This is a genomic window from Nocardia callitridis, assembly GCF_039543305.1.
Classification (GTDB): Bacteria; Actinomycetota; Actinomycetes; order Mycobacteriales; family Mycobacteriaceae; genus Nocardia; species Nocardia callitridis.
In genome coordinates, this window is the sequence record NZ_BAABJM010000001.1 from 1,967,382 (window position 1) to 1,992,306 (window position 24,925).

Here is a 24,925-nt window from a genome sequence, read left to right on the forward strand (position 1 = left end):
GCGCTAGCCGCGCCCGCGCAGTCCTCCGCCCCATCGCGGCCAGCTGGCCTCGGGCTTCGGCTCGGGGACCAGTGGGCCACGGCGAATATCGGTGACGAACAGCGGCAACTGCGGCGCCAGCCGGTTCAACAGTTCCAGTCCGCGCTCGCGTCGCCCGCGCGCGGTGCGGTACTCCGGCATCGTGAGTCCGACGATCTGGAGGAAGCGGACGCCCCCGTGTGGGGTGTCGATGGTGCCGAGTTCGGGATCGGCGGTGAAGCAGACCGCGTGTATCGCCGAGTCCCGATGGCCCTCGGCGATCGGACCGTTCGCCTTGATCGCCTGGCCGGGCTCGAACACCTTGCCGGACTGGAAGACGTAACCCGCGAGATTCTGCGCGAAGGTCACCGGCCACCGCGGCGGTTCGGTGTCGCCGGGGTCGCGCAGGAGGCGGAAGGTGAACTCGAAACCCCAGCCGGAGACCTCCTGGCTGTCCCATTCCTTCTCATACAGCTCGGTCATGCCGTAGCTGATGTAGTGCCAATGCGGGACCGGGTCGAGGCGTGGATAGGCGCTGACGCCGTCGAGCGGATCGCCGCCGCCCGACCACGGTTGGTCGTTCGCCCAACGAACCGGCTCGGTATCGCCGTACAGCGGCCGTAGCGCGCCATCGATGGCAGCCCAGCCCGGTGCTTCACTCACTCCGCCACCATAAGTGGCCGCATCGTGTGGCCGCTGCGGTGTCACGTGCCTGCTCGTCGGGCTCGTCCGCCGCCACGCGAAGGCGGGCGAGCCGAATCACACCGACTTCCCTACCGTCGATGGAATCGGTGAATCGCCTGCTCAGTACCGACGTGGGGGGTGCGAGGCGGTGCGCCGAGGGAAGCGGAATTCGGCGATGTCCGACTGACCGGCCGGATTCGGCGATCTTGCCCGCTAAGCTATAGCAATGGCGGATGACACCGATTCCGACCTGATCGCGGGGGAGCGGCGCGCGGACCTGCTCCACGCGCTTTCTTTTGTGTCCACGGAGTCCCAGCCCGACGGCAGCTACGTCGTGAACGGCGACCTGCCTCCGGAGGTCGCGCCGCCGTTCATCAGGGCGGTGATGCGCGTCGAGGCGGAGTTGCTGCTCAATGACGCTGAGCTCGTCACCGTCGAGGAGGGCGAGCCGAGGACTCCCGAGGAACGACGCACCGACGCCTTCGTCGCCTTGGTATTACGGGTGGATGATTTGAAGTGAGCCTCGGGGCGTGTGGGCGCCACCTGGGTTCGGTGCGGTGTCGTCGCGGCGCGCGTTCGTTCGGGAGACCTTGCACTCACCACACCCGAGTGCTAGAAATGGCATTGGCACTCCCGACCTGTGAGTGCCAGGTCGGGACGGTGAGATCGGGTTCCATCGACACCCTCGGTCGTCCGTCGCGGGCACCGAACCTGGCCAGCGTAACTGGGGCGGCCCAACCGGACGTCCTGCGTGTCAGCCATAAACATGGAGGATCTCAACAACGCCATGGCCAAGACAATTGCGTATGACGAAGAGGCTCGCCGCGGCCTCGAGCGGGGCCTCAACGCCCTCGCCGACGCGGTCAAGGTGACGCTGGGCCCCAAGGGTCGCAACGTTGTCCTGGAGAAGAAGTGGGGCGCCCCCACGATCACCAACGATGGTGTTTCCATCGCCAAGGAGATCGAGCTGGAGGACCCGTACGAGAAGATCGGCGCCGAGCTGGTCAAAGAGGTCGCCAAGAAGACCGACGACGTCGCGGGCGACGGCACCACCACCGCCACCGTGCTCGCCCAGGCGCTCGTGCGCGAGGGCCTGCGTAACGTCGCGGCCGGCGCCAACCCGCTCGGCCTCAAGCGCGGCATCGAGAAGGCCGTCGCGGCCGTCACCGACAGCCTGCTGAAGACCGCCAAGGAGATCGACACCAAGGAGCAGATCGCTGCTACCGCGGGTATCTCGGCGGGCGACGCGTCCATCGGTGAGCTCATCGCCGAGGCCATGGACAAGGTCGGCAAGGAAGGCGTCATCACGGTCGAGGAGGCGCAGACCTTCGGGCTGTCGCTGGAGCTCACCGAGGGTATGCGCTTCGACAAGGGCTACATCTCGGGTTACTTCGTCACCGACCCCGAGCGTCAGGAAGCGGTCCTCGAAGACCCGTACCTGCTGCTGGTCGGCTCGAAGATCTCGACCGTCAAGGATCTGCTTCCGCTGCTGGAGAAGATCATCCAGGCCGGCAAGCCGCTGCTGATCATCGCCGAGGACGTCGAGGGCGAAGCCCTCTCGACCCTGGTCGTGAACAAGATCCGCGGCACCTTCAAGTCCGTCGCCGTCAAGGCGCCCGGCTTCGGTGACCGTCGCAAGGCGCAGCTCGCCGACATCGCCATCCTCACCGGTGGCGAGGTCATCAGCGAAGAGGTCGGCCTCTCCTTGGAGACCGCCGGCATCGAGCTGCTCGGCACCGCGCGCAAGGTTGTCGTCACCAAGGACGAGACCACCATCGTCGAGGGTGCGGGCGACGCGGAGGCCATCAAGGGCCGGGTCGCGCAGATCCGTAGCGAGATCGAGAACTCGGACTCCGACTACGACCGTGAGAAGCTGCAGGAGCGCCTGGCCAAGCTGGCCGGCGGTGTCGCGGTGATCAAGGCGGGCGCGGCCACCGAGGTCGAGCTCAAGGAGCGCAAGCACCGCATCGAAGACGCCGTTCGCAACGCGAAGGCCGCCGTCGAAGAGGGCATCGTCGCCGGCGGTGGCGTGGCGCTGCTGCAGGCCGCTCCCGCGCTGGAAGGCCTTGGCCTCTCCGGTGACGAGGCGACCGGTTCCAACATCGTGAAGTTCGCGCTGTCGGCTCCGCTGAAGCAGATCGCCTTCAACGCCGGCCTCGAGCCGGGCGTTGTCGCGGAGAAGGTGTCCAACCTTCCCGCGGGCCACGGCCTCAACGCCGATTCCGGCGCGTACGAGGACCTGCTCGGCGCCGGTGTCGCCGACCCGGTGAAGGTCACCCGCTCCGCGCTGCAGAACGCGGCGTCGATCGCGGCTCTGTTCCTCACCACCGAGGCCGTTGTCGCCGACAAGCCGGAGAAGAACGCCGCTCCCGCCGGCGATCCGACCGGTGGCATGGGCGGCATGGACTTCTGAGTCCTGCCTCTGCGCAACACTGTTCGAACCGAAAGCCGATCCGCCAGCAGGCGGGTCGGCTTTCGGGCTTTCGGTGGCGTCTCAGGCGTCTCAGGCGTCTCGGTCGATGGCGGGTTGACGCTGTTTCGCCTTGGCGGCGTTGGCGTTTCGTCGGGTGCGTCGCTTGAAGAACCAGGTGGACAGTCCGGTGACCATCAGCGCGAGCGGGCTCAGGCCCAGGATCGCCCACACGATCCGCCACCAGTCGTTGACCAGCCAGCCGAAATGCGCGGGTTCGAAGACCTTGTCGTAGAAGGTATTCGCGAGCGGACGGTCGTGTGACTTGTCGACGACCTTGGTGTCGGTGGCGTCGGCGGCGTTGACGTAGACCGAGACATCACCGCTGTAGAAGGCGCGCTCACCGTAGGGTGCGTAGTCGCCGGCGACCGAGGCGACGTAGTACGGCGTCGCCGGTGTCGGCAGCATCAGGTAGGCGAGGCGGCCAGGCTTGGCGCGCAACGCGCTGTCGGTGGCTTCGGTGACGGAGATCTGTCTGCTGCCCTCGGCGCTCGGGCGTGGGGTGTAGATGTCTTGTGCGGGTGCGAGTTCGGTGTCGCCACCGGTTGTGGCGAGCCATGCCTTCTCGACGAAGGGCATTTCGATCGCCGCGCCGGTGACGCCCCACATCAGTAGGAAGGGGACGCTGATGATCCCGATGACGTTGTGCAGGTCGAAGTCTCGCGCGAATCGGCCTTTGCGCCGGCGCACCCGGAACCCGTGCTTCCAGCGTTTCAATGACGGCCACCAGATGATCGCGCCGGTCACGGCCAGCACGACGAGTAGCAGTCCGAGGACACCGAGAATCAGTGCCGACCAGGTGAGGTCGAGCAGCGGGACCGTTTCGTGCAGCGCGGGGACGGCGCCCGGGGAGGACAGGCAGCCGAAGGCGCAGTCGTGCAGGTTCACCAGCCAGCCCAGCGGCCCTTCGACGAGATCGACGCGCTCGTTGATCCTGCCGGTGCCGGGGTCGATGCTGTAGGCCGAGGCATAGGCCTTGTCTCCGACGGCGATGATGCCGCCGTCGGTGCCGACCCAGCCGATGTCGAACGCGGGGTCGCTCGCGCGTACCAATTCGACGGCTTGCTCGGTGCTGATCACCGGCGCGGTGTCGGTGTGCTGGTAGAAGGCGGAGTGCTGAGCCCGGAAGATTTCGGCGTGGTAGAGCAGGACGACGCCCGTGGTGCATTCCACGACCAGGACGAGTCCCAGGATCAGCGAAGACCAGCGGTGCGCGACGATGAGCGCGCGGCGCACCGGCTTGCGACCGCGTCGACGTGCGCGTCCGCGTGGGTGGGTGGGCGTCGCGGTGTTTCGGCGCCGGGCGGGAGGTTGGCCGCCACGCAATCGGTCGCGCCACGTGCGCGGTGTTTGCTCCGACCGGTCCTGCGGTTTCTCCGGCCGCGGGGTGCTCGGCGCACTCACATCCAGATCACTCATTAGGATAGGCTAACTTGGCGAGGTGGGTTTTCGCGACCCGATGGTGTTCTCCGGTCGGGGGAGCCGCGGGGGGATGTGCGCGGGTGGCGAGTAACGGGCGCGGCGGTTTCGCCGACTCTGTTGGTGTCGGCCGGTTACGGTATGCGGCACTAGTTCGCGAAATTGCGAAAGCCCGATTGCGTTACGGAAATTCACTGGCCGTAGCCGATAGTCGGCGAAACCAGGCTCGCAGCATCGGGATGCTCGGTCTGCTTGGTTAGCGAATTAAAATCTATTGATATCCGCTAAAACTGGAGTATCGGTGGAGATCCGACCTATTGCCGACTCAGCAAACATCCAGTAACAATTATAAAATAAGTACGCGTATGGCCGGTTGTCTTAATTATCGGCCATTGGTCGAGGTTGAACGATCAAGAAAAATGGTACCAGTTTTTATTACCGGTTAGTAGTGAATCGAGTTGCCGATCAGTTGTAAACATCTGGCGAACTTCTGGCGGCTGCCTGCAAAATAGCGAAAGGGTGGATACTTGTCGGGCCGGTCCAGGGCTTCTGTATTGTCTGGTTCAATGTCACAGGATGCGAATACGGGTCGAATGTATGCCGGGCAACCCGTCGAGGACCGGCAACGTCAGCGGCGTGCGCGTTTTCTGGAATCCGGCCTGACGGTCTTTGCCCGCGACGGATACGCCAATAGTTCGGTCGGCGCCATCTGTAAGGATGCCGGGCTGTCCTCGCGACAGTTCTACGAGGAGTTCACCGGTCGCGAATCGCTGCTATTGGAACTCTACGAACAGATAGATCGCGAGTCGCGCGAGACGGTCGAGAAAGCGCTTGCCGTGACAGCCAAGACCGGTGCGGGTCCGCTCGAGGTCATCAACGTGGCCGTGCGTGCCTACGTCGAGTCCATCGGTTCGGATCCGCGTAAGGCGAGGGTTGCCCTCGTCGAGGTGGTCGGCGCCACCCTCAAGGTGGAGAAGTTCCGGCTGGAACTGCGCAGGGTGTGGGGTTCGGTGCTCGCCGGGGCAGCGGAGAACGCCGCTCTTCGTGGTGCGATCCCCACCGGCGACTACGAGATGCGCTCCTTGGCCATCATCGGGGCGGTCAATTACGTGGTCGATTCGTGGAGTGGTGCGGAGCCGCGGCCCGCGCTCGATGACGTGATTCGGGTGCTGAGCAGGGTAATCGTCGGCGCCGTTCAGGCCTAGCGGTACCGGGCGATGGCGGGGTCGACGCGGTAGCGTTTTCGCCCATGCAGACAGTCCCGATCCAGATGCCGGACGGAAGCACCGTTCCGGTGCGGCTGATCCCGGCCGAAGGTGCGCATCGGCATCCGGTCACCCCGGATATGCCGCGCCCGGTGCTGGTGATCGTGCCGGGACTCGGTGTCCCCGGTGGCTATTACGAACCATTCGCGACCGGCCTGGCCGAGCGCGGTTTCGACGTGGCGATCGGGGAACTGCGTGGCAACGGTGACAGCAGGCCGAAACCGAGCTTGGCGAGCACCTTCGGCTACCACGAGCTGGTATCGGTCGACTTTCCCGCGATCTTCGGTGCGGTGCGTGACCGGTTTCCGCAGAGCACGCCGTACCTGGTCGGCCACAGCATGGGCGGCCAACTCGGCGTGCTGTACGCGGCGCGGGTGCGCGGCCGGCTCGGCGGACTGGTGCTGCTCGCCTCGGGAACGCCGTATCACCGCGGCTTCCGCGGGCTTTCGGGCCCCGGCATGCTGCTGGGCACCGCCGCCGTCTCGCTCACCGCGAACCTCGCCGGTGTCTGGCCGGGTGACCGGGTCTCGATGGGATTCGGTCGCCAATCTCGCGTGCTGATGTCGGATTGGGCGCGCCTGGCGCGCACCGGCCGCTTCGTCCCGGTCGGCGCCGATATCGACTACGAGGAGCGGATCGGCCGCCTGAAGCTGCCGGTGCTCTCGATCACGATGACCGGCGACGATCTGTCCCCCGCGGGCGCGGCGGCGCATCTGTTGGCGAAATTGCCGAAGGCCGACGTCACCACGTGGCACCAGCCGCAACCGTTGGGGCACAACGGCTGGATCCGACAGAACGTGAGCACCATCGACCGGATCGAGAAGTGGTTGCGCGATCGGTAACCGGCGGGTCAGCTGTCGGAGTGGTGGGCGAATCCGTCGAGCACCGCGTCGAGGCCGGTTTCGAAATGGTCGGCTCCCGCCGCCGCATCGTCTGCGGCGGCCAACGAGTTGTATTCGACAGCGCCGGGTTTCGGCTTGCGGCTGCGAGCGACCGAGGCCACGGCGTGGCTGAGGATATGACCGATGACGTACTCGCGCAGACATCGGGCAAGATGCGGCGCGGACGAAAGCGGAAGGAAGCGAGTCGGCGGCCGAGGGTGTGCCGCCGACTCGGCGAAATCAGGTGGTTTCGGGGCGCTCGATCAGCATCTGGGTGAAGAACTCGTAGATCAGGGTCGCCTGGAAGGCCGACTGTTTGTTGTCGGCCGCGCCGCCGTGGCCGCCCTCGATGTTCTCGTGGTACCAGAACTCGCGGCCCTGAGATTCCAAGAGTGCGGCCATCTTTCGGGCATGGCCGGGGTGCACTCGATCGTCGCGGGTGGAGGTGGTGAGCAGGATCGGCGGGTAGGTGAGATCGGTGCGGGTGTTCTGGTACGGGGAGTACTTGCCGAGGTATTCCCACTCCTGCGGCTTGTCGGGGTCGCCGTACTCGGCGACCCAGGACGCACCCGCCAGCAAGAGGTGGTAGCGCCGCATGTCCAGCAGTGGAACCTGACAGACGATGGCGCCGAACAGTTGCGGGTAGCGGGTGAGCATCACGCCCATCAGTAGTCCGCCATTGCTGCCGCCGACGGCACCCAACTGTTCGGGGGTGGTGATCCCTCGGGTGACGAGATCGGTGGCGATCGCCGCGAAATCCTCATACACCTTGTACCGGTTGGCTTTCTGCACCGAGGTGTGCCAGTGCGGCCCGTATTCGCCGCCGCCCCGGATATTGGTCATCACCCAGGTGCCGCCGCGTTCGAGCCACCCCATCCCCGACGCGCCGCTGTAGGCGGGGGTGCGGGAGATCTCGAAGCCGCCGTAGCCGGACATCACGGTCGGGCCAGGGATCGCCTTGCGGTCGCGGTGACGGATCACGAAGTACGGGATCCTGGTTCCGTCCTCGGAGGTGGCGAAGTATTGCTCGGTCTCGATGCCCTCGGTGTCGAAGAAATCGGGTTCCTGTCGCAATACCTCGGTGCTGCCGCCGACCGATGTGCTGAGCAAGGTGGTGGGTGTGGTGAAACCGCTTGTGGTGAGCATGAATTCGTCGCCACCCTCGAGCGGGTCGAGGTTCATCGCCCCGGTGGTGGCCATCGGCGGGGTGTCGGCGAGTGGTTCGGTCTGCCAGCCGTCGGCGCCGGGTGTGAGCACGTAGAGCCTGGTCTGCACGTTCTCGAGGGTGATCAGCAGCAGGTGGTTTTCGGTCCAGCCGTACCCGTGTAGCGCGGTATCGGCACTCGGTGTGAAGATCTCCTCGAAGGCGACTGTGCCGGAAAGGAACTCGGGGAAGTTCCCGGCAAGCAGGGTGCCCGACCGGTAGTGGTGATCGCCCACCTGCCACGGGGACTTCAGCCGCACGAGCAGGTGGTCTTTGTACCAGGAGACCCCGGCGTCCGTCGGCAGGTCGAGCAGTCTCAGCTGCCCGTCCTCACCGATCAGATACGCCTCCTCGTTGTAGAAGTCGGTGGCTCGGCCGACGAAATGCCGTTCGTAGCCGGGGGTTCGGTCATATGCCGCGGAGACCGAGATGTCGCTGGCCGCCCCCTCGAAGACCGTCACGGCCTCTTCCAGTGGTGTGCCGCGCCGCCAACGCTTGGCGATGCGCGCATAACCGGAGTCGGTGAGCGAGCCCGGGCCGAAATCGGTTCCCACATAGACGGTGTCGATATCGATCCAGCTGATCTGCGACTTCGCTTCGGGCAGGGAGAAGCCGCCGTCGGCGGGCTCCAGAAATGTTCTTGTCGTCAGGTCGAATTCGCGCACCACCTTGGCGTCGGCGCCACCGCGCGACAGGCTGATCAGCGCGCGCGACTGTGTGGGCCGCAGCACCCCCGCGCCGCCCCACACCCAGTTCTCCGCCTCGGCGGCGGCGAGCTCGTCCAGATCGAGCAGCACATCCCACTCCGGGTTCTGCCCGGCGTATTCGGTGAAAGTGGTGCGCCGCCACAGGCCGCGCGGGTGCGCGGCGTCGCGCCAGAAGTTGTAGAGCCAGGGCCCGCGCCGACCCGGATACGCGATCTTGGTGTCGGTATCGAGCATGTCGAGGATGCGATGCTCGAGCACGCTGAACCGGTCGGAGGAGGCGAACCGGTCGATGACGACCTCGTTGTGTTCGCGCGCCCAGGCCAATGCGCGGTCGCTGGTCACTTCCTCGAGCCAGAGGTAGGGATCGTTCACGTTCTGCTCGACGCCACTCATGCCCACATTGTCGCTGAAGGGCCGTGCGGTGGGCGGATGGGGCGCGGGCCGCCCACCGAGGTTCAGTTGTTGCCCCATTCCCAGGGCAGGCAGCCCGCCAGCTTGAGCCGCGTCACCAGTCCTGAGTTGACGTTGGTGCTCGACCCGCCGCCCGCGCCCATCGCCAACAGCAGGTCGGCACCGAGTCCGGCGCCGAACGAGCAGCCGAGCAGGTTGACGTCGACGGTGAGGAATTCGTCGGGTTGCTGGAAGTCCGGTTGTCCCGGTTCGGACTTCTGTTGCTCGGACTGGCCGGGCTCGGCGGGCTTCGGCTCGTCCGCGTACGCCGAACCGGCCGCGGCGACCGTGGCGATGGTCAGCGCGACGGCGAGGGCGGTGATCCTGCGCAACGACGGCGTCAGCAAGCGGTCCTTGACGATACGCACGAAGTTCTCCTGTTGTGGCGATGAAGGTTTCGAGGACGGCCCATCGACTGCTTCGGCGGCCGTGCGTGCCAGACCGTATCGCACAGTTCGGTGTGGTTCCCATTCGTGCGCTGCCCCGATTTGCGGGGTGTTGCTTCCCACCCGTGGCACGGAAGCACCGGTGCGGTGTGGCAAATCGCTCGAGTTCGGGGGAGGCGGTGGGCGGCGGACGCGGGCGCGGCTAGGCTCGGGTTGTGACTTCCCATTACGACGTTGTCGTTCTCGGTGCCGGTCCAGGCGGTTACGTCGCCGCCATCCGTGCGGCACAGTTAGGCCTCCGAACCGCGATCGTCGAGCAGAAGTATTGGGGTGGGGTGTGCCTGAACGTCGGCTGCATCCCCTCCAAGGCGCTGCTGCGCAACGCCGAGCTGGCCCACATCTTCACCAAGGAGGCCAAGACATTCGGCATCTCCGGTGACGTGACCTTCGATTTCGGCGCGGCTTACGACCGCAGCCGCAAGGTCGCCGACGGCCGGGTCAAGGGCGTCCACTTCTTGATGAAGAAGAACAAGATCGACGAGTTCGACGGTAAGGGCACCTTTACCGGGCCGAACGCGCTGTCGGTCGAATTGTCCAAGGGTGGGACCGAGTCCCTCACCTTCGACAACGCGATCATCGCGACGGGCACCACCACCAAGCTGCTGCCGGGCACCCAGCTCAGCGCCAATGTGGTGACCTACGAGGAGCAGATCCTCACTCGCGATCTGCCCGGCTCGATCCTCATCGTCGGCGCGGGCGCGATCGGCATGGAGTTCGCCTACGTTCTGAAGAACTACGGCGTCGATGTGCGCATCGTGGAGTTCCTGGATCGCGCGCTGCCCAACGAAGACGCGGACGTCTCCAAGGAGATCACCAAGTCCTACAAGAAGCTCGGTATCACCATCAGCACCGGTGCGGCCGTGCAGTCCATCGACGACGACGGGGCGAAGGTCACCGTCTCGATCAAGGACAACAAGTCCGGCTCGGTGGAGACCGTCACCGTCGACAAGGTGTTGCAGGCCGTTGGTTTCGCTCCCCGCGTGGAAGGTTTCGGCTTGGAGAACACCGGTGTCGCGCTCACCGATCGCGGTGCCATCGCGATCGACGACAACATGCGCACCAACGTCAATGGCATCTACGCCATCGGTGATGTCACCGCGAAGCTGCAACTCGCGCACGTCGCCGAGGCGCAGGCTGTGGTGGCGGCCGAGACCATCGCCGGTGCGCCGACGGTGACCCTGGGTGATTACCGCATGCAACCGCGTGCCACCTTCTGCCAGCCGCAGGTCGCCAGCTTCGGGCTCACCGAACAGCAGGCGCGCGACGAAGGTTACGACGTGAACGTCGCGACCTTCCCGCTCACCGCCAACGGCAAGGCGCACGGTCTGGGCGATCCCACCGGTTTCGTGAAGCTGATCTCCGACAACACCTACGGTGAGCTCATCGGCGGCCACCTGATCGGCCACGATGTCTCCGAGCTGTTGCCGGAGCTCACGTTGGCGCAGAAGTGGGACCTCACGGTGAACGAGCTCACCCGCAATGTGCACACCCACCCCACGCTTAGCGAGGCGTTGCAGGAGGCGTTCCACGGCCTGGCCGGGCACATGATCAACTTCTGATCGACCGTTCCGTGAAGGAGGCGGTGGTGGTTCGCGGGAGTGCGAATCCACCACCGCCTTCGTCGTTCCGATCCACGATGCGTGGGTGGAACCTGTGTGCGACAAGGATTTTCGTCCGAAGATCGACTGAGGACCGTGGTCGTCGGCGGTCGGAATCGCGCTGCGTGGTTCTCGGCTCGGGTCATGCCGATGGTGACCGTATCGGCGGCGGGGGTGTTCGAGAATCGAGCTGCGGGTTGTTGGTTCGGGTGGTGTCCGAGCCGATGTGACCGCATCGGTACCGGGGGCTGTCCGGCGAGCGGTGGTCGCAGATGGCGGCGCGTTCGCGGTTACAGTGTGCGGTCAACTGCTCGATTCTCGACTGATCGGTGACCGCGATGCGACGACGGAGGTGGTTGCTCGGTGGGGCGCTCGTGGTGGTGGTGCTGCTCGCGGTGGTGGTCGGCGGGTATCAGTTGATGAATTCGCGGACGTTCCAGTTGGCCGGGCGGTTGGTGGATCGCGTCGATTCCGCCGAGAAGGTCGTGGCTCTCACCCTGGACGACGGTCCCACCGAGCACACGACCGAGATATTGAGTGTCCTTGCGGCGGAGCAGATTCCGGCTACTTTCTATCTGACCGGCGGCGAACTCGACGAGCACCCCGAGGCGGGTCGCGCGATCGCCGAGGCAGGCCACGAGATCGGCAATCACACCTACCACCACCGCAGAATGGTCGCGGTGTCCGACCGGACGGTGCGCGAGGAGATCGAACGCACCGATGCCGAGATCGCGCAGACCGGCTACCGAGGTGCGGTCACCTTCCGACCGCCGTACGGAAAGAAGTTGTGGGCCTTGCCCAAATACCTGTCCGACCACAACCGGGTAAGTGTCACCTGGGATGTCGAACCCGATTCCGGCACCGGCGCTGGCACCGATCAGCTGGTGGCCGATACCCTCGCCGAGGTACGCCCGGGGTCGATCATCCTGCTGCATGCGATGTACGCCTCCGGTGCGCCCTCCCGTGCCGCCCTCGCGCCGATCATCCGCGAACTGCACGAAGCGGGCTACCGTTTCGTGACAGTCTCGGAACTGTTGTCGCACAATCGATACTGACTCCTGCCGCCAGAAGCCCTGGCCGCTATTCGGTGTCGGTACCGGCGTTCGCAGGTGAGCCGACGGGCCCGGTGGGGTTGTCGACCGGGTAGGTGAGTCGGGCTCGTGTCGAGCGTTTGGTGGGTCCGCTGGAAGTGACGTCGTCGACCAGGGATTGGTGGCTGTCGCTACACGAATTCGCGTGTGGCCGACCTTTCCGGCCCGGTGCACGAGATTGGGTGTCTGGTCGACTCGAAAGCCTTGGCCGCCAATATGTTTCGCTCTTTTCTTGCATAGGGGTCCGACTGCCTCGCCCGGTAGCATTATCGGCCGGGTGCCTGCGGATTGTTCGAAGCGGGCGGTCGCTGTGGGGTCAGCTCCTGCCGTAGGCGTAGGTCGGGGTGATGACGGCGAGGACGCGGCGGTCGGCGACCATGGCGGCGCGGTATTCGGCCCAGTCGGGGTGCTCACCCGCGCCGGCGCGGTAGTAGTCGACCAGGGCGTCGACGCCGGGGTCGTCGGGTGCGCTCGCCACCGGGGTGAGTTCCACCTCGCCTTCGATCACGGTGTAATCGGCGAAGTCGTCACTGCTGACGTGGACCGCGGCCCACGGAACGCGACGCAAATTGTGGTACTTCGCCCGGTCGGCGGTGATGGAGACGCGAATGATCCCGTCGTCGCCGATCACGTGCAGCACATTCGACAACTGCGGACGACCATCCCGACGAATAGTGGTGAGCACCGACCAGCGGTGCGCGCGGGCAAAGGCGACTGCGGTGCTGAGTTCCATGCCCTGATTCAACCAGGATCGAAGCCGTCATCTTCTCGATCAACTCGAAGCAGGGTCACCAGGTCGCTCCCGGTGCTACTTCTGGCGCATCCACGCGGAGGTCATCCGTGGTCGTCCGCCCTCGCGCGGAGCTCCCGGTGATCGGTCGGCTGCTTGGGCTTGGCGTGCCTCGGCCCGTTGGCTTGGCGGCTCGGTCGAGGGTCTTGGTCCACCCCGCGCGGCGCGATCGTCGAAGTGCCGGTAACCGCCTGGCGGCCTCGCTCAGCGGGGGTTCATGGGAGACAACGCCGGGGGCGTGTGGGTCGAGGGCCGACAAAGTTCGTACCAACGGGTTTCTACCCGGTGGATATCGTGTGGAGCTCCTGGTGGCCGTGGTCAATGGCGATCGTAGGCTGCTTGGGCCTCGCGCACCTTCGGCATGTTGGCTTCGACGGCTTGGACCAGGTTCTCCAGGTGATCGGCGATTTCGGCGCCCAGGTCGGTGAGGGTGTATTCGACGCGCGGTGGGATGGTTTCGTGTACTTCGCGGTGCACCATGCCGTCGCGTTCCAGGGCGTGCAGCGTTTGGGCGAGCATGCGTTCACTGATTCCGTCGACGCGTCTGCGTAGGGCGCTGAAACGGTAGGGACCGTCCCGGAGTGCGACCAGCGCCAGGGTGCCCCAGCGGCCCGCGACGTTCTGGAGGACGGGGCGCGAGGTGCATGCCTTGGCGAAGACGTCGGCTTCCAGCGTCGGATCGTCGAGGTCGTCCGACGAGCTGGGCTGGGCGTTCATATTTTCGATAGTACCCAACTGGTCGGCAGTGGTGTACAAATGGTTAGCACTAACTAATAGTAAGCACTTCTGATTTGTGTGAGCCTGGGAGGTATGTCATGACCGTTGCCGTGACCGGAGCGAGTGGCCAGTTGGGTCGGCTCGTCGTGCTGGCATTGGTGGAGCAGGGAATTGCGCCGGTCGCGCTCGTGCGTGATCCGGCGAAGGGTGGCGATCTGGCCGAGCGCGGGGTGGAGATCAGACAGGCCGACTACAACGACCCCGAGGGGTTCGAACGCGCGCTCGACGGCGTGCGCAAGCTGTTGCTGATTTCCGGCAGCGAGAACGGTTCGCGAGTTCCGCAGCACACCAACGTGATTCGAGCAGCCGAACGCGCGGGGGTCGAACTGCTCGCCTACACGAGCATCCCGGACGCGACGCACAACCCGATGATCCTCGCGCGCGAGCACCGCGCCACCGAAGAGGTGCTCGCCGAGTCCTCGCTCGGCACCGTGCTGTTGCGGAATGGTTGGTACTGGGAGAACTATCTCCCACGGCTGACGCAGGCCGCCGAATCGGGCGTGCTCTACGGCGCGGCCGGTGACGGCCGGGTGGCCGCTGCCACGCGCAGGGACTACGCGCTCGCCGCGGCGACCGTGCTCAGCACCGAGGGGCACGAGGGGCGGGTCTACGAACTCGGCGGCGACGAGCCGCTGACGTTAGCCGAACTGGCCCAGGTGTTTTCGGCGGCTTCGGGTAAGCCGATCCGCTACGAGAATCTGTCCGAGCCGGACTATGCCGCCGCACTGCGTCAGGCGGGTTTACCGGAGTTCGTCGCCGAATTCTCGAGCAACGCGGACGCCGGTTCCGCGGCAGGTTGGCTCGACGTGCGCGCCGGTGACCTCCACAAACTGATCGGCCGCCGCACCACCTCGGCCGCCGACGCGATCCGCGCCGCACTGGGTTGACCGATTGCCCGACGATCGCGTTCAGGTCCCGCGATCGTCGGTGCCGCGCACTGGTGTGGCAGCGGAGCATCCTCGCGTGCCGCTCCAGGTCGCGGCGCGCGCCGTGCATCGCCGGCTAACGGCTCGTCCTCGTGGCCTCGGGCCGATCGGGCTGTCCGATGGTCTGAGTCGCGGTGATGTCCCAGATATCCCGGGCTGATCTCGTATCCACATCGACCTCGGATGCCGTTGCGAGCCTGTCGCCTTCTTCGGCTGTCGGTGTTCCCGGGTTCGTGCCGCGCCGATCCGACCGGGCCGCACGATCGCGCTTTTCCGTTGATCGAAATTGCGGTAGTGGCCGAGGCGATCACACCCACTGTACGAGCTGGATGATCACTCCGTTCGGATCGCTCATCTGGAAGTACCGCTCACCCCATTCCTCGGTTTCGATGGGTGTCACGATCGGCACGCCCGCGTCGCGAAGCCTGGCGTATTCGGTGTCGATGTCCTCGACGATCAGGACGATGAGTAGACCGTCGCCTGCGCTACCCGCTGCGCTGGCCGGTTTGAAGCTGGACAGGCCGGTGCGTAGGTAGATCACATTGGCCCTGGCTCCTTCGTGAACGAGGGAGACGAATCCGTCGGCGGACATCTGTTCGGTGAAGCCGAGGTGTTCGATCAGGAATCGCGCCGAAGCGGCGGGTTCGGCGACGTTGAGGGAAACGGCGAAGGCGGTGGCTTGCATGGGCACTCCTCGATCTTGAACTCCGTACTATGTACACTGTATCACGTACAGTGTTGTTGTCGATGTGTCGCCGGGTCATCCCGATACGATCGGGCCGAGGAGGACACGTGGCGGGACAGAAGCAGTCGAAAGACCGCAGCGGTGCGGGCGATCCGCTGCGCACACTCGAATTGCTGTGGCGACCAAGAGCTTCGGGTACACCGGGTGGCGTGGCGGATCGGCCCGCGAAGGGTGACGGTCCGAAGCAACGCGGACCGAAACAACGCAGCAGCGTCGACGCGGTAGTCCGCGCGGCCATCGCTATCGCCGACGCCGAGGGCATCGGCGCGCTCACCATGCGCCGAGTCGCGGGCGAACTCGGCCTCACCCCGATGGCGACCTACACCTATGTGCCGGGCAAAGCCGAACTGATCGACCTCATGCTCGATGAGGTCTACGCCGAGATGGACCGCGCCGACCTGACCGGCCAACCGTGGCAAGAACGGGTCACCCGAGTAGCGGCCGAGAACCGCACTTTGCTGACCGAACACCCCTGGGTCGCTTACCTTCCGACCACCCGCCCACCACTCGGCCCTGGCCAAGCCGCGAAATACGACCACGAACTACAGGCATTCGACGGCCTCGGCCTCGACGACATCACCATGGACGCTGCCCTCACCTTCGTCCTCGGCTTCGTCACCTCGGTAGCCCGAATCGCCATAGACACCGAACGCGCGGCCGCCGACAGCACCATGACCGACCAGCAGTGGTGGGATCAGGCGCGCCCGCTCCTCGCGCAAGTTTTCGACGCGGACCGCTACCCCCTCGCCGCGCGAGTCGGCACCGCCGCGGGCGCGGCACACGGAAGCGCGCACAGCGCCGAGTACGCGTACGAGTTCGGTTTGGCCCGAGTGCTCGCCGCGCTCACACCACTTGTGCGCTGAGGCGAAAGCGAAAGCCGAGCTTCCTGGGCACGTGCTTCGCGGTGCACGACGCCGACCCGGTGCGGCTCAGACCCCGTCGCGCTCGATCCGCAATGTGGTGATCGTGCTGGCGAGGCCGTCGTATTGGTTTGTCAGCAGGACGATTTCGATCAACGAACGCTCGTCGTAGTGGTTGGCGAGGGTGGACCAGGTTTCGTCGTCGAGGTCGCGGGTGGTGACGAGTTGGTCGACGGCGGCGATGAGGGCGCGGTGTTTGTCGGACCAGCCGGGGGCGGTGGGCCCGGTGCGGATTTGTTCGAGGATGTCCGGGGTCACTCCGGCGCGTTTGCCGAGGCGGATGTGATGGTCTGTCTCGTAGGCGCATTCGCGCAGATGGGCGACGCGCAGGATGACGAGTTCGGATTCGTGTCTGCGTAAGCGCCCGCCCGGCATGAGTTTGCCGGAGTAGTGCAGCCAGCCGCGGAACAGGCCGCCGGTGCGGCCGAGGGTGCTGAACAGGTGCGCGTCCTCGGTGCCGGCCGCCTTGGAAAGTACCTGCCAGGCAAGCCAGTTGACCGGGCCGAGTTCCCGGAATCGTCCCGGCGAAATACGTGGTCGCGGGGTTGTTCCCATACTCTGCTCGCCTCCTGCGCGTGGTGGATGGCCGTGCCTCGGCCGCGATGCCGAAGGCGCGCCGTGAGCCTACCCGGCGGTAGAGCGCGTGGCTCGCTGGTCGAGACCATGGCGCGGGCGATCGTCGAATGGGGGCTGTGGGCGGGGGATTACCTCGATACCATCGAGCGGGAGTACATGGGTTACTCGATGGGGATGCCCAGAAACAACGCCGAGCGCTCGGCTCATTCGTGCGGGAGTTCGTCGGTGGCATCGGTGTTGGATGGCCCGAAGGTGTGGAGAGGCGGACGAGCTAGACAATGCTGGTGAGGATGCGGCAGGGGGCACAACCCTCCGGCGCCGAGCAAGAATTCGTCGAATGCCTGCGCACCTATCCGACGACCGCTCTCGCGGTCATCGATGTGGAAATCGGTGATCGGCGCATCGATGCGCTGATCTTCACCCCCTACGGGCCGATCGTGCTCGACGTGTGCGGCTTCCGGCGCAGGCAGAGCGGCATTCTGGCGCTCTCGGCCACGCAGCCGTGGACGGTGAGCAATAGCGTCGCCGAGTTGGACAGCGTGGCCGACAATCCGATCGGACCGCTCGAGCACGCCATGTCCGAGGTCGGTGTCGCGTTGGAACAAGCCAGCCTCGACCCCGGATACATTTGCGGCGCAATCGTTCTCGTGCCGTTTCGGGGAGCGGTGGTGCGACCGGGTCGCACGAATCTGCGTCCGGGTCTTGATGTGGTCGTCGGAAATGCTTCCGACACCACCGAATTGCGGATCTACCTGGAGGGGTTTTCCGACGGTTCGAAGAATTGGACCGCCGACCGGGTACGCGGTGCCTGTGCCGCACTGGGTCTCGACGACCGCACTCCCACTCGAGGTGAGCTCACCGACGACGGATTCGAGGAGAAGGCGCCGGAGCCGGTAGCGATCATCACCCCGCCGCCCGAAGCGCCGAAGACGCTAACCGCACCCGGTATGCCGTCGAAGGGTCAGTCCTACGCCGGCTGGATTGTCCTCGCGGTCGCCATGATCGGGATGGTGTTGGTGGTCGGCGTCGTCGTCGACTCGTGGGTTCAGGACGCACGCAATCCGGATCAGGTGACGACCACTGAGCCGAGTCCGACGCCGTCGCCCCCGCCGTACCAACCGAAGGAATGTTTCCCGCTGCAGCGGGACTGTTGATCGCCGTTCGGTCCATGCGTGGACGGTCGGTGTGTGATTTATTCGGTCACCGGCAAGCTACGGTTGCGTAGTGTCGCGGGGGTGCGGCAATCTTCGGTTTGCCATACCTCGCGAGCCGAAAACTGGAGGACACGGTGGGTCACTACAAGGCCAACGTGCGGGACGTCGAATTCAACTTGTTCGAGGTGTTGAGCCTGGACAAGCTGCTCGATACGGGTGCATACGGTGATCTCGATTCCGAGACCGTGCGCGCGATCCTCGGTGAGGTGAAACGTCTCGCGGAGGGCCCGCTGGCCGAAACGTTCGCCTCCGCAGACCGCGACCCCGTCGGCTACGATCCCGAAACCTTCTCGGTGACGGTTCCCGACTCGCTGCTGGCCACCATTCGCACTGTGCGCGAAGCGGATTGGAGTAGGCTCGGCCTCCCCGAAGGGATGGGTGGCACGAGTGCGCCCGCCGCGTTGGTGTGGGCGGTGAGCGAGATGATTACCTGTGCGAACCCGAACGCCAGCTTCTTCAACATGGGTCCAGCCCTCGGTTCGGTGCTCTACAACGTCGGCAATGACGAGCAGAAGCGTTGGGCGAGTGAGGGTTACGAACGTGGTTGGGCGGCGACCATGGTGCTCACCGAACCGGACGCCGGATCGGATGTCGGCGCGGGACGCACCAGGGCGGTCGAACAACCCGACGGCACTTGGCATCTCGAAGGGGTGAAGCGGTTCATCTCCGGCGGCGATGTGGGTACGGCCTCGGAGAACGTCTTCCACCTCGTGTTGGCGCGGCCCGAAGGTGCGAAGCTCGGCACCAAGGGGCTTTCGCTGTTCTATGTGCCGAAGTTCCTGTTCGATTCCGAAACCATGGAGTTGGGCGAACGTAATGGTGTCTACGTCACGAATGTCGAACACAAGATGGGGTTGAAGTCCTCACCTACCTGCGAACTCACCTTCGGCGCCACCGACGTCCCCGCCAAGGGGTGGTTGGTCGGCGACGTGCACAACGGCATCGCGCAGATGTTCCAGGTGTTGGAGAACGCCCGCATGATGGTGGGCATCAAGTCCAGCGGCACCTTGTCGACGGCGTACCTGAACGCGCTCGAATACGCCAAGCAGCGCGTACAGGGCGCTGACCTCACGAAGATGTCGGACAAGGCCGCACCGCGCGTGCCGATCACCAACCACCCGGATGTGCGGCGGTCGCTGGCCTTGCAGAAGGCCTATGCGGAAGGATTGCGCGCGGTCTATCTCTACACCGCCGCACACCAGAATCCCGATGTGGCGCAGCTGGTTTCGGGTGCCGACGCGGATCTCGCGCATCGGGTGAACGACCTGTTGCTTCCAGTGGTGAAGGGTGTCGGTTCCGAACGCGCCTACCAGTACCTCACCGAATCGTTGCAGACCCTCGGTGGTTCCGGTTTCTTGCAGGATTACCCGATCGAGCAGTACATCAGGGACTCGAAGATCGACAGTCTCTACGAGGGCACCACCGCGATCCAGGCCCAGGACTTCTTCTTCCGCAAGATCATTCGCGACAACGGTTCGGCCCTGGCGCATGTCGACGGCCAGATCAGTGCGTTCCTGGAGGCGAAGTCAGGCCATTTCGACACCGAACGTGGTTTGTTGGCCACCGCGCAGGCCGACGTGCGGGCGATGGCCGCCACGCTCACCGGCTATCTCATGGCCGCACAGGAAGATCCGGCCGAGTTGTACAAGGTGGGTCTCGGCTCGGTGCGTTTCCTGTACGCGATGGGTGATCTACTCATCGGCTGGCGACTGCTGGTGCAGGCCGAGATCGCGACCGCCGCACTCGCGGAGGGGGCGGCGACCAGGGACGCGAGTTTCTACGCCGGAAAGGTTGCGGTCGCCAAGTTCTTCGCGCGCAACGTGTTACCGCAGTTGAGTGCGACCAGCACGATACTGGCCGCACTCGACAACGACATCATGGAACTTTCCGAAGACGCCTTCTGAGCCGAGGTCGGTTGACGCCCAGCGGGCTCATGCGGCCGCTTCGGTTGCGCGCGTGGTGGTTCGCTGAACGACCAAGCCGAGCACGGTCATGCCGAGCGAACCAAGAAGCAACAGTGTCATGGTCCACGCCAGCGCCGAAAAGCCGTGTGGCGCGGCGGCAGCCGCCACCAAGGGTCCGACGGTGGCGCCGACGTAGAAGCTGAACATCGCTACCGACATGGCCGCCGCCCGTGCGTGACCACCCAACTCGCCCGCGCTCTGCAAGACCGCGGGGCCGATGATGCCGAGTCCGCCGACGAGGATCGCCAACAGGACGGTGAGCACCGCGAGGTGCGAACCCTCGAAGGTGGCCGCGACCATGGCCGCCGCGGCGACGAGCACCCCGAGCGCGATCTGACTGTGCTTGGACAGTCGCGCCAGCGGGACCGCCAGCAGCGGCAGCAGCACGAAGACCGGAAGCGCACCGGCGCGCAAGGCGAGTAGCTCACCGGATCCCTCGACGACACCGGTCAATTCGAGCCCGGTGTACACGCCGACCATGACGGCCATGCTCATCGCGCCCGCCACCAGCATCGGCAGCAGCGCCCAGATGCGCAGGACCCGGGGGATTGCGGCGTAGCTGTGGTGCAGCGGCAGATCGCGGCCGGTGGGGGTGTCTTCGCGCATCACACGGCGCACGGTCAGCGCCAGGATCACGAAAACGACTGCGGAGCCGAGGAATACGGTGCGCCACGGGAACGACGCGACTACCGCTTGCGAGACGATCTGTGCGATCACCGTCGCGGCGAGGAACGAGGTGGCCACCGAAACGGTCGCGACGGCCCGATGCTTCGGGGTGATCTTGGTGGCGACGTAGGCCATGATCGCGGGTGGAATGGATCCGACGGCCAACCCCTGGGCCACGCGCAATCCGACGGCCATTTCCGGGTTGACTGCCAAGCCGGTCAATATGGTTACCACTGCGGCGACGAGTAGGCCGGCGGTGAGTACTTTGCGGTGTCCGTAGCGATCCGCGAGCGGACCGAAGAGAACGAAGCCGCCCGCGTAGCCGAACGCGAAGGCGCTGATGATCCAGGTCATCACGCTAGCCTCGGCGTTCCAGTCCGCGCGCATCGCGTTGAACAGGGGAATGGGGACATACATTTGGCCGGTTGCCAACAGGGCCGAGAGGACGAAAACCGGAAGTGTGCGCGCGGTGTGCGCGCGTTCGATCTTGCCGGAGGCGCCGGAGAATTCGGGCGCGACGGCGGTGGTGTGCACGGTGGGCGATGCCATGCGGACGACAGTAGGCGCGGCCGAATCGAGTTGTCAACCAAATAGTTGGTTTAACGAGATGGTAAAATCGCGTTCATGTCGGCCACCACGGTGAAACGCAGCGACGCGACCAAAAATGCCCTGCTCGGCGCGGCGCGTGACGAGTTCGCTGAGTACGGGCTCGCCGGTGCGCGGGTCGACCGCATCGCCGAGGCGGCCGGGGTGAACAAGGAACGCATCTACGGCCTGTTCGGCAACAAGGACAAGCTGTTCGACCTGATCCTGGTCGACGCCATGCGCGAGTTCGTCGAGGTCGCCCGCCCGATGCCGGAAAGCGATCCCGGTGGCTACGTGAGCAGGGTGTTCGACTATCACGACAAGCACCCACAGCTGCTGCGCATGCTGCTGTGGGAGGCGCTGCAACGCGGCGGTGACGACGTGCACGACGTCGACGGTTGGCGCGCACAGCACTACGAACGCAAATTCGACAGTGCCATCACCCAATTCGGCGTCGACGCCGAACACGCGGGCTACGTGCTGCTCGCCCTGTGCGGCCTGTGCAACTGGAGCCTCGCGGTCCCCCAAACCACCAAGCTGCTGCTAGGCGACGCCGCCGAAGACAAGCAGGCCACCAAGCGATTCCTCATCGAGTTCGCGAGAACCGCCCTACGCAACCACTTTTCGGCGCAGGGGATAGGAGCTGAGCCGACTGCCGAGGATTTGGTAAACCAATTGACCGGTGCGCCGAATCATGCTGGCGCGTCGGACACCGCCGACGTGCCGAGAGAATCCGTGGTGGCCGAGCCGACATCGGGCGCCCACGAGGGTGACCGGGTCGACGCGGCAGCAGAACGGCTCCGGCGCGCACGAGCCGCAGCCGAGGAAGCCCGCGCGGAACTCGACGCGGAACTGCGCGCCGCTCATGCGGCGGGCGCCGGTGCGAACGCCCTGGCCAGGAAGGTCGACGGCACGCTGTCGCGTCCGGTGGTGCTCAAGCTTTTGGCGAACAACGCAGGGTGAGCCTCCCGCCCGGTGGAGAGCTAGGTCCCGACCCACCGCTCGGCAAATGGTTGGCTGGGCACCAATACGCCGACTGTCGGAAGCGACGCGATGGCGTCGTGACGTCGGCCAGAATTTACGCGGTGCCGGTGAATTCGGTGTCGTCGTCGATCGTCGGTATGCCGTAGACCACGAGCGGCTTTTCCGGAAGTAGCCGGGTCGAGGTGTTGTGCACGGCCTCGCGCAAGTACGGAGTCACGTCGGCGACACCGATATTCGCGAGACGGATGGACCACTTTTGTCCGATTGCTTGCAGATACGACTTGGTGTCTTCGACGTTCCCCGACTCGGAAGGTTCGCCAAGGATCAAGTCGGCCAACTCGTAAACGGCGATGATGCGGGCGTACACGGCGCGAGGGTGCTCATCACGAACGCGGCCCCACTCTGCGCGGTTCGCGAATACGAAACCGTCACCAAAAGCCGCTGAGTACGCAAAGTGTCGCGTAGCTCTCCCAGATGATCACCAGGACATCGGCGCAGCGATTGTCGGAAGGAGGCGCCGGGATGTCCTGGTGATCTTGGTAGGCGGGTGGTGGGGAGATGTGATGGGCTACTTGGGGTTTGGTGTGGTCTTGAGGAAGGTGGTCCACTCGGCGGAGGTGAAGATGAGGGCGGGGCCGGTGGGGTTTTTGCTGTCGCGTACGCCTACGTGGTCTTGGAGGAAGGCTACTTCGACGCACTCTTTGGTGCCCGAGGAGCGGCTGCTCTTGAACCACTGTGCACCGGACAGGTCAACGCTCATTCTCGTACTCCCTTGCAATCTTCCGGAACGCCTCGCGGGTCGCAACTTCGTTGAGCGCCTTTGCCTGAAGCGCCTGGTGCGCATGATAATAGCGGTCGACAGCAACTGGTTTCTCCAGATACAGGTCGCCCAAGAGATTCTCCAGATAGACAACTGTCGGCTCTACAGGTTTGCCATTCGATGACTCTCCGAACGCGAGGATGACGAACGGTGAGATCGAGGCACCCAATGGTGTACCGGCAGCGAACGGCAGGACGCGAATGGTGACGTTCGGCATCGTGCTGGCGTCTGCCATATGCCGCAGCTGTGCCGCCATGACCTGCGGGTTGCCGACAACGCGGCGTATCGCAGCTTCGTGCACGACCACTTCGAGGGTGGCTGGCGTCCTGGATCGAGTGACTATCGACTGTCGGCGAACTTTAATCTGTGCACGACCCGCGAGCTCTGCGGCCGAATCTGTTGGTGATGCGATGCTTGCGAGGATTCGCGCGTAGTCCACGGTTTGCAGGAGGCCTGGCACCAAATCGGGCTGATACGCGGTCAAGGTCCGGGCTGAAGATTCCAAACCGACATAGACGCTGAAATTTTCGGGTATCAGTTCACCAAATTCATGCCACCACGACTTCACGTGCGCCTGCTGGGCAAGACCGACGAGCGCGGCTGTCATCTCCCTACTCACGTCATACAACTGGCACAGCTCGCGCACATCCCGCCAGCGGATTTTCTCCGCATTCCCGGTTTCCAAGCGCTGCAATGTGGATTCGCTCCACTGCATGAGGTCCGCCGCCTGGACGATCGTCAGATTGTTCTCTTGTCGAGCCTCTCGGAGATACCGTCCGAGTTGCCGTCGAGTCAGAGTCGATCCTGTTTCACTCATTGATTCCCCCACGGTGAATGAGGTCGAAACCCCTGATGAATGATGAGCTGAATCCGCTGGAGCCGAGCTCTGCGGAGACCGAAGAGTTTTCTCGAAGCTTCACGAACGACATTGTGCGGCAACATGGCTCGTGATGTTCTTGGTTTCGTGATCGGCGCGAAATCGCGCCGCCGACGCATTCGAGACACCTGCTCTGTGATCGGAGAAAGATCTTCCATGAACCACATTCCCTTTGGCGACACCCCAGAGGATCGATGCCACTATTACCGCCGGGTCTGCGATCTCCCCGCCGTAGTGGAACCCCCCGATTCGGACCGAATCATGATGCGTGCGGGCCGAGTAACCGGCATGGCCATGCCCGCCCGATTCGGCCACTGGTTGCGAACGCATTTGCGCGACCTCGGCCATGCGACGGGACCCATTGTGGGACACCCACGCTCGAGCAGGTGGACATTTCTCGTCCGACCCGACGCCCCGAACGAACTGTCCCTCGATGTGGAAATGCTCCGATTCAACGTCTCGATAATCCGAAGCGGCGCCATGATCGCCTTACCCTCGCCCACCACCCAACCGGGCGCGATCCGCCAATGGATCGAACCACCCCGCAGCACCTTCCGTCCCTCCGCGAGCCTCCTGATCACCGCAGTACGCGCCTCGACCATGGTCCTGTGGCACCGTGCGTCGACTGAGCAGCGGCGCCGCGATGTCGGATAGCGCGGGTGCGATAGCGGATCGTGCGATGCCGGATGGCGCGGCCGTGCTGGTGGTTGGTGCGGGTGCGATAGCGGATGGCGCGACGTCGGATGGCGTGGATGCGATAGCGGATGGCGCGATGTCGGATGGCGTGGATGCGATAGCGGATAGTGCGATGTCGGATGGCGCGGGTGTGCTGGTGGTTGGTGCGGGCG

24 protein-coding genes are annotated in these 24,925 nt (G+C 65.0%); 11 read left to right on the forward strand and 13 right to left on the reverse strand.

Annotated features, from left to right (window positions below):
- Positions 1-3: 3 nt before the first annotated feature.
- Entirely contained in the window at positions 4-681 is a 678-nt protein-coding gene (locus ABEA50_RS08455) for a suppressor of fused domain protein (protein ID WP_345494506.1), read from the reverse strand.
- Between the two features lie 247 nt (positions 682-928).
- On the opposite strand from ABEA50_RS08455, the gene ABEA50_RS08460 reads away from it, so the two are divergent.
- Both ABEA50_RS08460 and groL read left to right on the forward strand, forming a co-directional pair.
- Complete coding sequence (locus ABEA50_RS08460) at positions 929-1,222, forward strand: hypothetical protein (RefSeq protein WP_345494508.1); 294 nt, start codon at positions 929-931, stop codon at positions 1,220-1,222.
- A gap of 267 nt (positions 1,223-1,489) precedes the next feature.
- On the forward strand, positions 1,490-3,115 hold the full coding sequence (gene groL / locus ABEA50_RS08465) for a chaperonin GroEL (protein ID WP_345494726.1): 1,626 nt from the start codon (positions 1,490-1,492) through the stop codon (positions 3,113-3,115).
- A gap of 90 nt (positions 3,116-3,205) precedes the next feature.
- On the opposite strand, the gene ABEA50_RS08470 is transcribed toward groL, so the two are convergent.
- Positions 3,206-4,591 carry a PepSY-associated TM helix domain-containing protein gene (locus ABEA50_RS08470; RefSeq protein WP_345494509.1) on the reverse strand — a complete coding sequence of 462 codons (1,386 nt, stop codon included), beginning with the start codon at positions 4,589-4,591 and terminating at the stop codon, positions 3,206-3,208.
- Between the two features lie 566 nt (positions 4,592-5,157).
- Between ABEA50_RS08470 and ABEA50_RS08475 the strand changes: the two genes are divergently transcribed.
- Positions 5,158-5,796, forward strand: a complete 639-nt coding sequence (locus ABEA50_RS08475) for a TetR/AcrR family transcriptional regulator (protein WP_345494510.1) — start codon at positions 5,158-5,160, stop codon at positions 5,794-5,796.
- Between the two features lie 44 nt (positions 5,797-5,840).
- Positions 5,841-6,698 carry an alpha/beta hydrolase family protein gene (locus ABEA50_RS08480; protein ID WP_345494511.1) on the forward strand — a complete coding sequence of 286 codons (858 nt, stop codon included), beginning with the start codon at positions 5,841-5,843 and terminating at the stop codon, positions 6,696-6,698.
- A gap of 8 nt (positions 6,699-6,706) precedes the next feature.
- Here the strand turns inward: ABEA50_RS08480 and ABEA50_RS08485 are convergent, their stop codons facing one another.
- The 3 genes from ABEA50_RS08485 to ABEA50_RS08495 all read right to left on the reverse strand — a co-directional run bounded on the left by ABEA50_RS08485 (position 6,707) and on the right by ABEA50_RS08495 (position 9,466).
- Positions 6,707-6,859 (reverse strand): hypothetical protein, encoded by a 153-nt coding sequence (locus ABEA50_RS08485; protein ID WP_345494513.1) that lies wholly within the window; start codon positions 6,857-6,859, stop codon positions 6,707-6,709.
- Positions 6,860-6,977: 118 nt separating this feature from the next.
- A complete protein-coding gene (locus tag ABEA50_RS08490; protein WP_345494514.1) occupies positions 6,978-9,041 on the reverse strand; it encodes a prolyl oligopeptidase family serine peptidase in 2,064 nt (687 codons plus the stop codon).
- A gap of 62 nt (positions 9,042-9,103) precedes the next feature.
- On the reverse strand, positions 9,104-9,466 hold the full coding sequence (locus tag ABEA50_RS08495; RefSeq protein ID WP_345494515.1) for a hypothetical protein: 363 nt from the start codon (positions 9,464-9,466) through the stop codon (positions 9,104-9,106).
- A gap of 233 nt (positions 9,467-9,699) precedes the next feature.
- On the opposite strand from ABEA50_RS08495, the gene lpdA reads away from it, so the two are divergent.
- Positions 9,700-11,103, forward strand: coding sequence for a dihydrolipoyl dehydrogenase (lpdA, locus tag ABEA50_RS08500; RefSeq protein ID WP_345494516.1), 1,404 nt, complete (start codon positions 9,700-9,702; stop codon positions 11,101-11,103).
- A gap of 377 nt (positions 11,104-11,480) precedes the next feature.
- Entirely contained in the window at positions 11,481-12,197 is a 717-nt protein-coding gene (locus ABEA50_RS08505; RefSeq protein ID WP_345494518.1) for a polysaccharide deacetylase family protein, read from the forward strand.
- 352 nt (positions 12,198-12,549) lie between these two features.
- Here the strand turns inward: ABEA50_RS08505 and ABEA50_RS08510 are convergent, their stop codons facing one another.
- Both ABEA50_RS08510 and ABEA50_RS08515 read right to left on the reverse strand, forming a co-directional pair.
- Positions 12,550-12,966: a PPOX class F420-dependent oxidoreductase gene (locus ABEA50_RS08510; protein ID WP_345494519.1), complete on the reverse strand. Its 417-nt coding sequence runs from the start codon at positions 12,964-12,966 to the stop codon at positions 12,550-12,552.
- A gap of 375 nt (positions 12,967-13,341) precedes the next feature.
- Positions 13,342-13,740, reverse strand: coding sequence for a winged helix-turn-helix transcriptional regulator (locus ABEA50_RS08515; protein WP_345494521.1), 399 nt, complete (start codon positions 13,738-13,740; stop codon positions 13,342-13,344).
- A gap of 98 nt (positions 13,741-13,838) precedes the next feature.
- Between ABEA50_RS08515 and ABEA50_RS08520 the strand changes: the two genes are divergently transcribed.
- Positions 13,839-14,687 carry an SDR family oxidoreductase gene (locus tag ABEA50_RS08520; protein ID WP_345494523.1) on the forward strand — a complete coding sequence of 283 codons (849 nt, stop codon included), beginning with the start codon at positions 13,839-13,841 and terminating at the stop codon, positions 14,685-14,687.
- A 346-nt stretch (positions 14,688-15,033) separates the two neighbouring features.
- On the opposite strand, the gene ABEA50_RS08525 is transcribed toward ABEA50_RS08520, so the two are convergent.
- A complete protein-coding gene (locus tag ABEA50_RS08525) occupies positions 15,034-15,411 on the reverse strand; it encodes a VOC family protein (protein WP_345494525.1) in 378 nt (125 codons plus the stop codon).
- Positions 15,412-15,518: 107 nt separating this feature from the next.
- On the opposite strand from ABEA50_RS08525, the gene ABEA50_RS08530 reads away from it, so the two are divergent.
- Positions 15,519-16,334, forward strand: coding sequence for a TetR/AcrR family transcriptional regulator C-terminal domain-containing protein (locus ABEA50_RS08530; protein WP_345494526.1), 816 nt, complete (start codon positions 15,519-15,521; stop codon positions 16,332-16,334).
- Positions 16,335-16,400: 66 nt separating this feature from the next.
- Here the strand turns inward: ABEA50_RS08530 and ABEA50_RS08535 are convergent, their stop codons facing one another.
- Positions 16,401-16,946: a carboxymuconolactone decarboxylase family protein gene (locus ABEA50_RS08535; protein WP_345494527.1), complete on the reverse strand. Its 546-nt coding sequence runs from the start codon at positions 16,944-16,946 to the stop codon at positions 16,401-16,403.
- A gap of 311 nt (positions 16,947-17,257) precedes the next feature.
- Between ABEA50_RS08535 and ABEA50_RS08540 the strand changes: the two genes are divergently transcribed.
- Together ABEA50_RS08540 and ABEA50_RS08545 are read left to right on the forward strand one after the other, a co-directional pair.
- A complete protein-coding gene (locus ABEA50_RS08540) occupies positions 17,258-18,121 on the forward strand; it encodes an NERD domain-containing protein (RefSeq protein ID WP_345494528.1) in 864 nt (287 codons plus the stop codon).
- A 134-nt stretch (positions 18,122-18,255) separates the two neighbouring features.
- Positions 18,256-20,085, forward strand: a complete 1,830-nt coding sequence (locus ABEA50_RS08545) for an acyl-CoA dehydrogenase (RefSeq protein WP_345494529.1) — start codon at positions 18,256-18,258, stop codon at positions 20,083-20,085.
- Positions 20,086-20,112: 27 nt separating this feature from the next.
- Here ABEA50_RS08545 and ABEA50_RS08550 read toward each other — a convergent pair whose 3' ends face one another.
- Positions 20,113-21,360, reverse strand: coding sequence for an MFS transporter (locus ABEA50_RS08550; RefSeq protein ID WP_345494530.1), 1,248 nt, complete (start codon positions 21,358-21,360; stop codon positions 20,113-20,115).
- A 75-nt stretch (positions 21,361-21,435) separates the two neighbouring features.
- On the opposite strand from ABEA50_RS08550, the gene ABEA50_RS08555 reads away from it, so the two are divergent.
- Positions 21,436-22,359: a TetR/AcrR family transcriptional regulator gene (locus tag ABEA50_RS08555; RefSeq protein ID WP_345494532.1), complete on the forward strand. Its 924-nt coding sequence runs from the start codon at positions 21,436-21,438 to the stop codon at positions 22,357-22,359.
- Positions 22,360-22,474: 115 nt separating this feature from the next.
- Here the strand turns inward: ABEA50_RS08555 and ABEA50_RS08560 are convergent, their stop codons facing one another.
- The 3 genes from ABEA50_RS08560 to ABEA50_RS08570 form a co-directional block, all read right to left on the reverse strand.
- Positions 22,475-22,747 (reverse strand): hypothetical protein, encoded by a 273-nt coding sequence (locus ABEA50_RS08560; RefSeq protein ID WP_345494533.1) that lies wholly within the window; start codon positions 22,745-22,747, stop codon positions 22,475-22,477.
- A 201-nt stretch (positions 22,748-22,948) separates the two neighbouring features.
- Positions 22,949-23,140, reverse strand: coding sequence for a DUF397 domain-containing protein (locus ABEA50_RS08565; RefSeq protein ID WP_345494534.1), 192 nt, complete (start codon positions 23,138-23,140; stop codon positions 22,949-22,951).
- Positions 23,130-24,017, reverse strand: coding sequence for a helix-turn-helix domain-containing protein (locus ABEA50_RS08570; protein WP_345494535.1), 888 nt, complete (start codon positions 24,015-24,017; stop codon positions 23,130-23,132). Before ABEA50_RS08570 ends, ABEA50_RS08565 begins: the two co-directional genes overlap by 11 nt.
- Between the last annotated feature and the right edge of the window lie 908 nt (positions 24,018-24,925).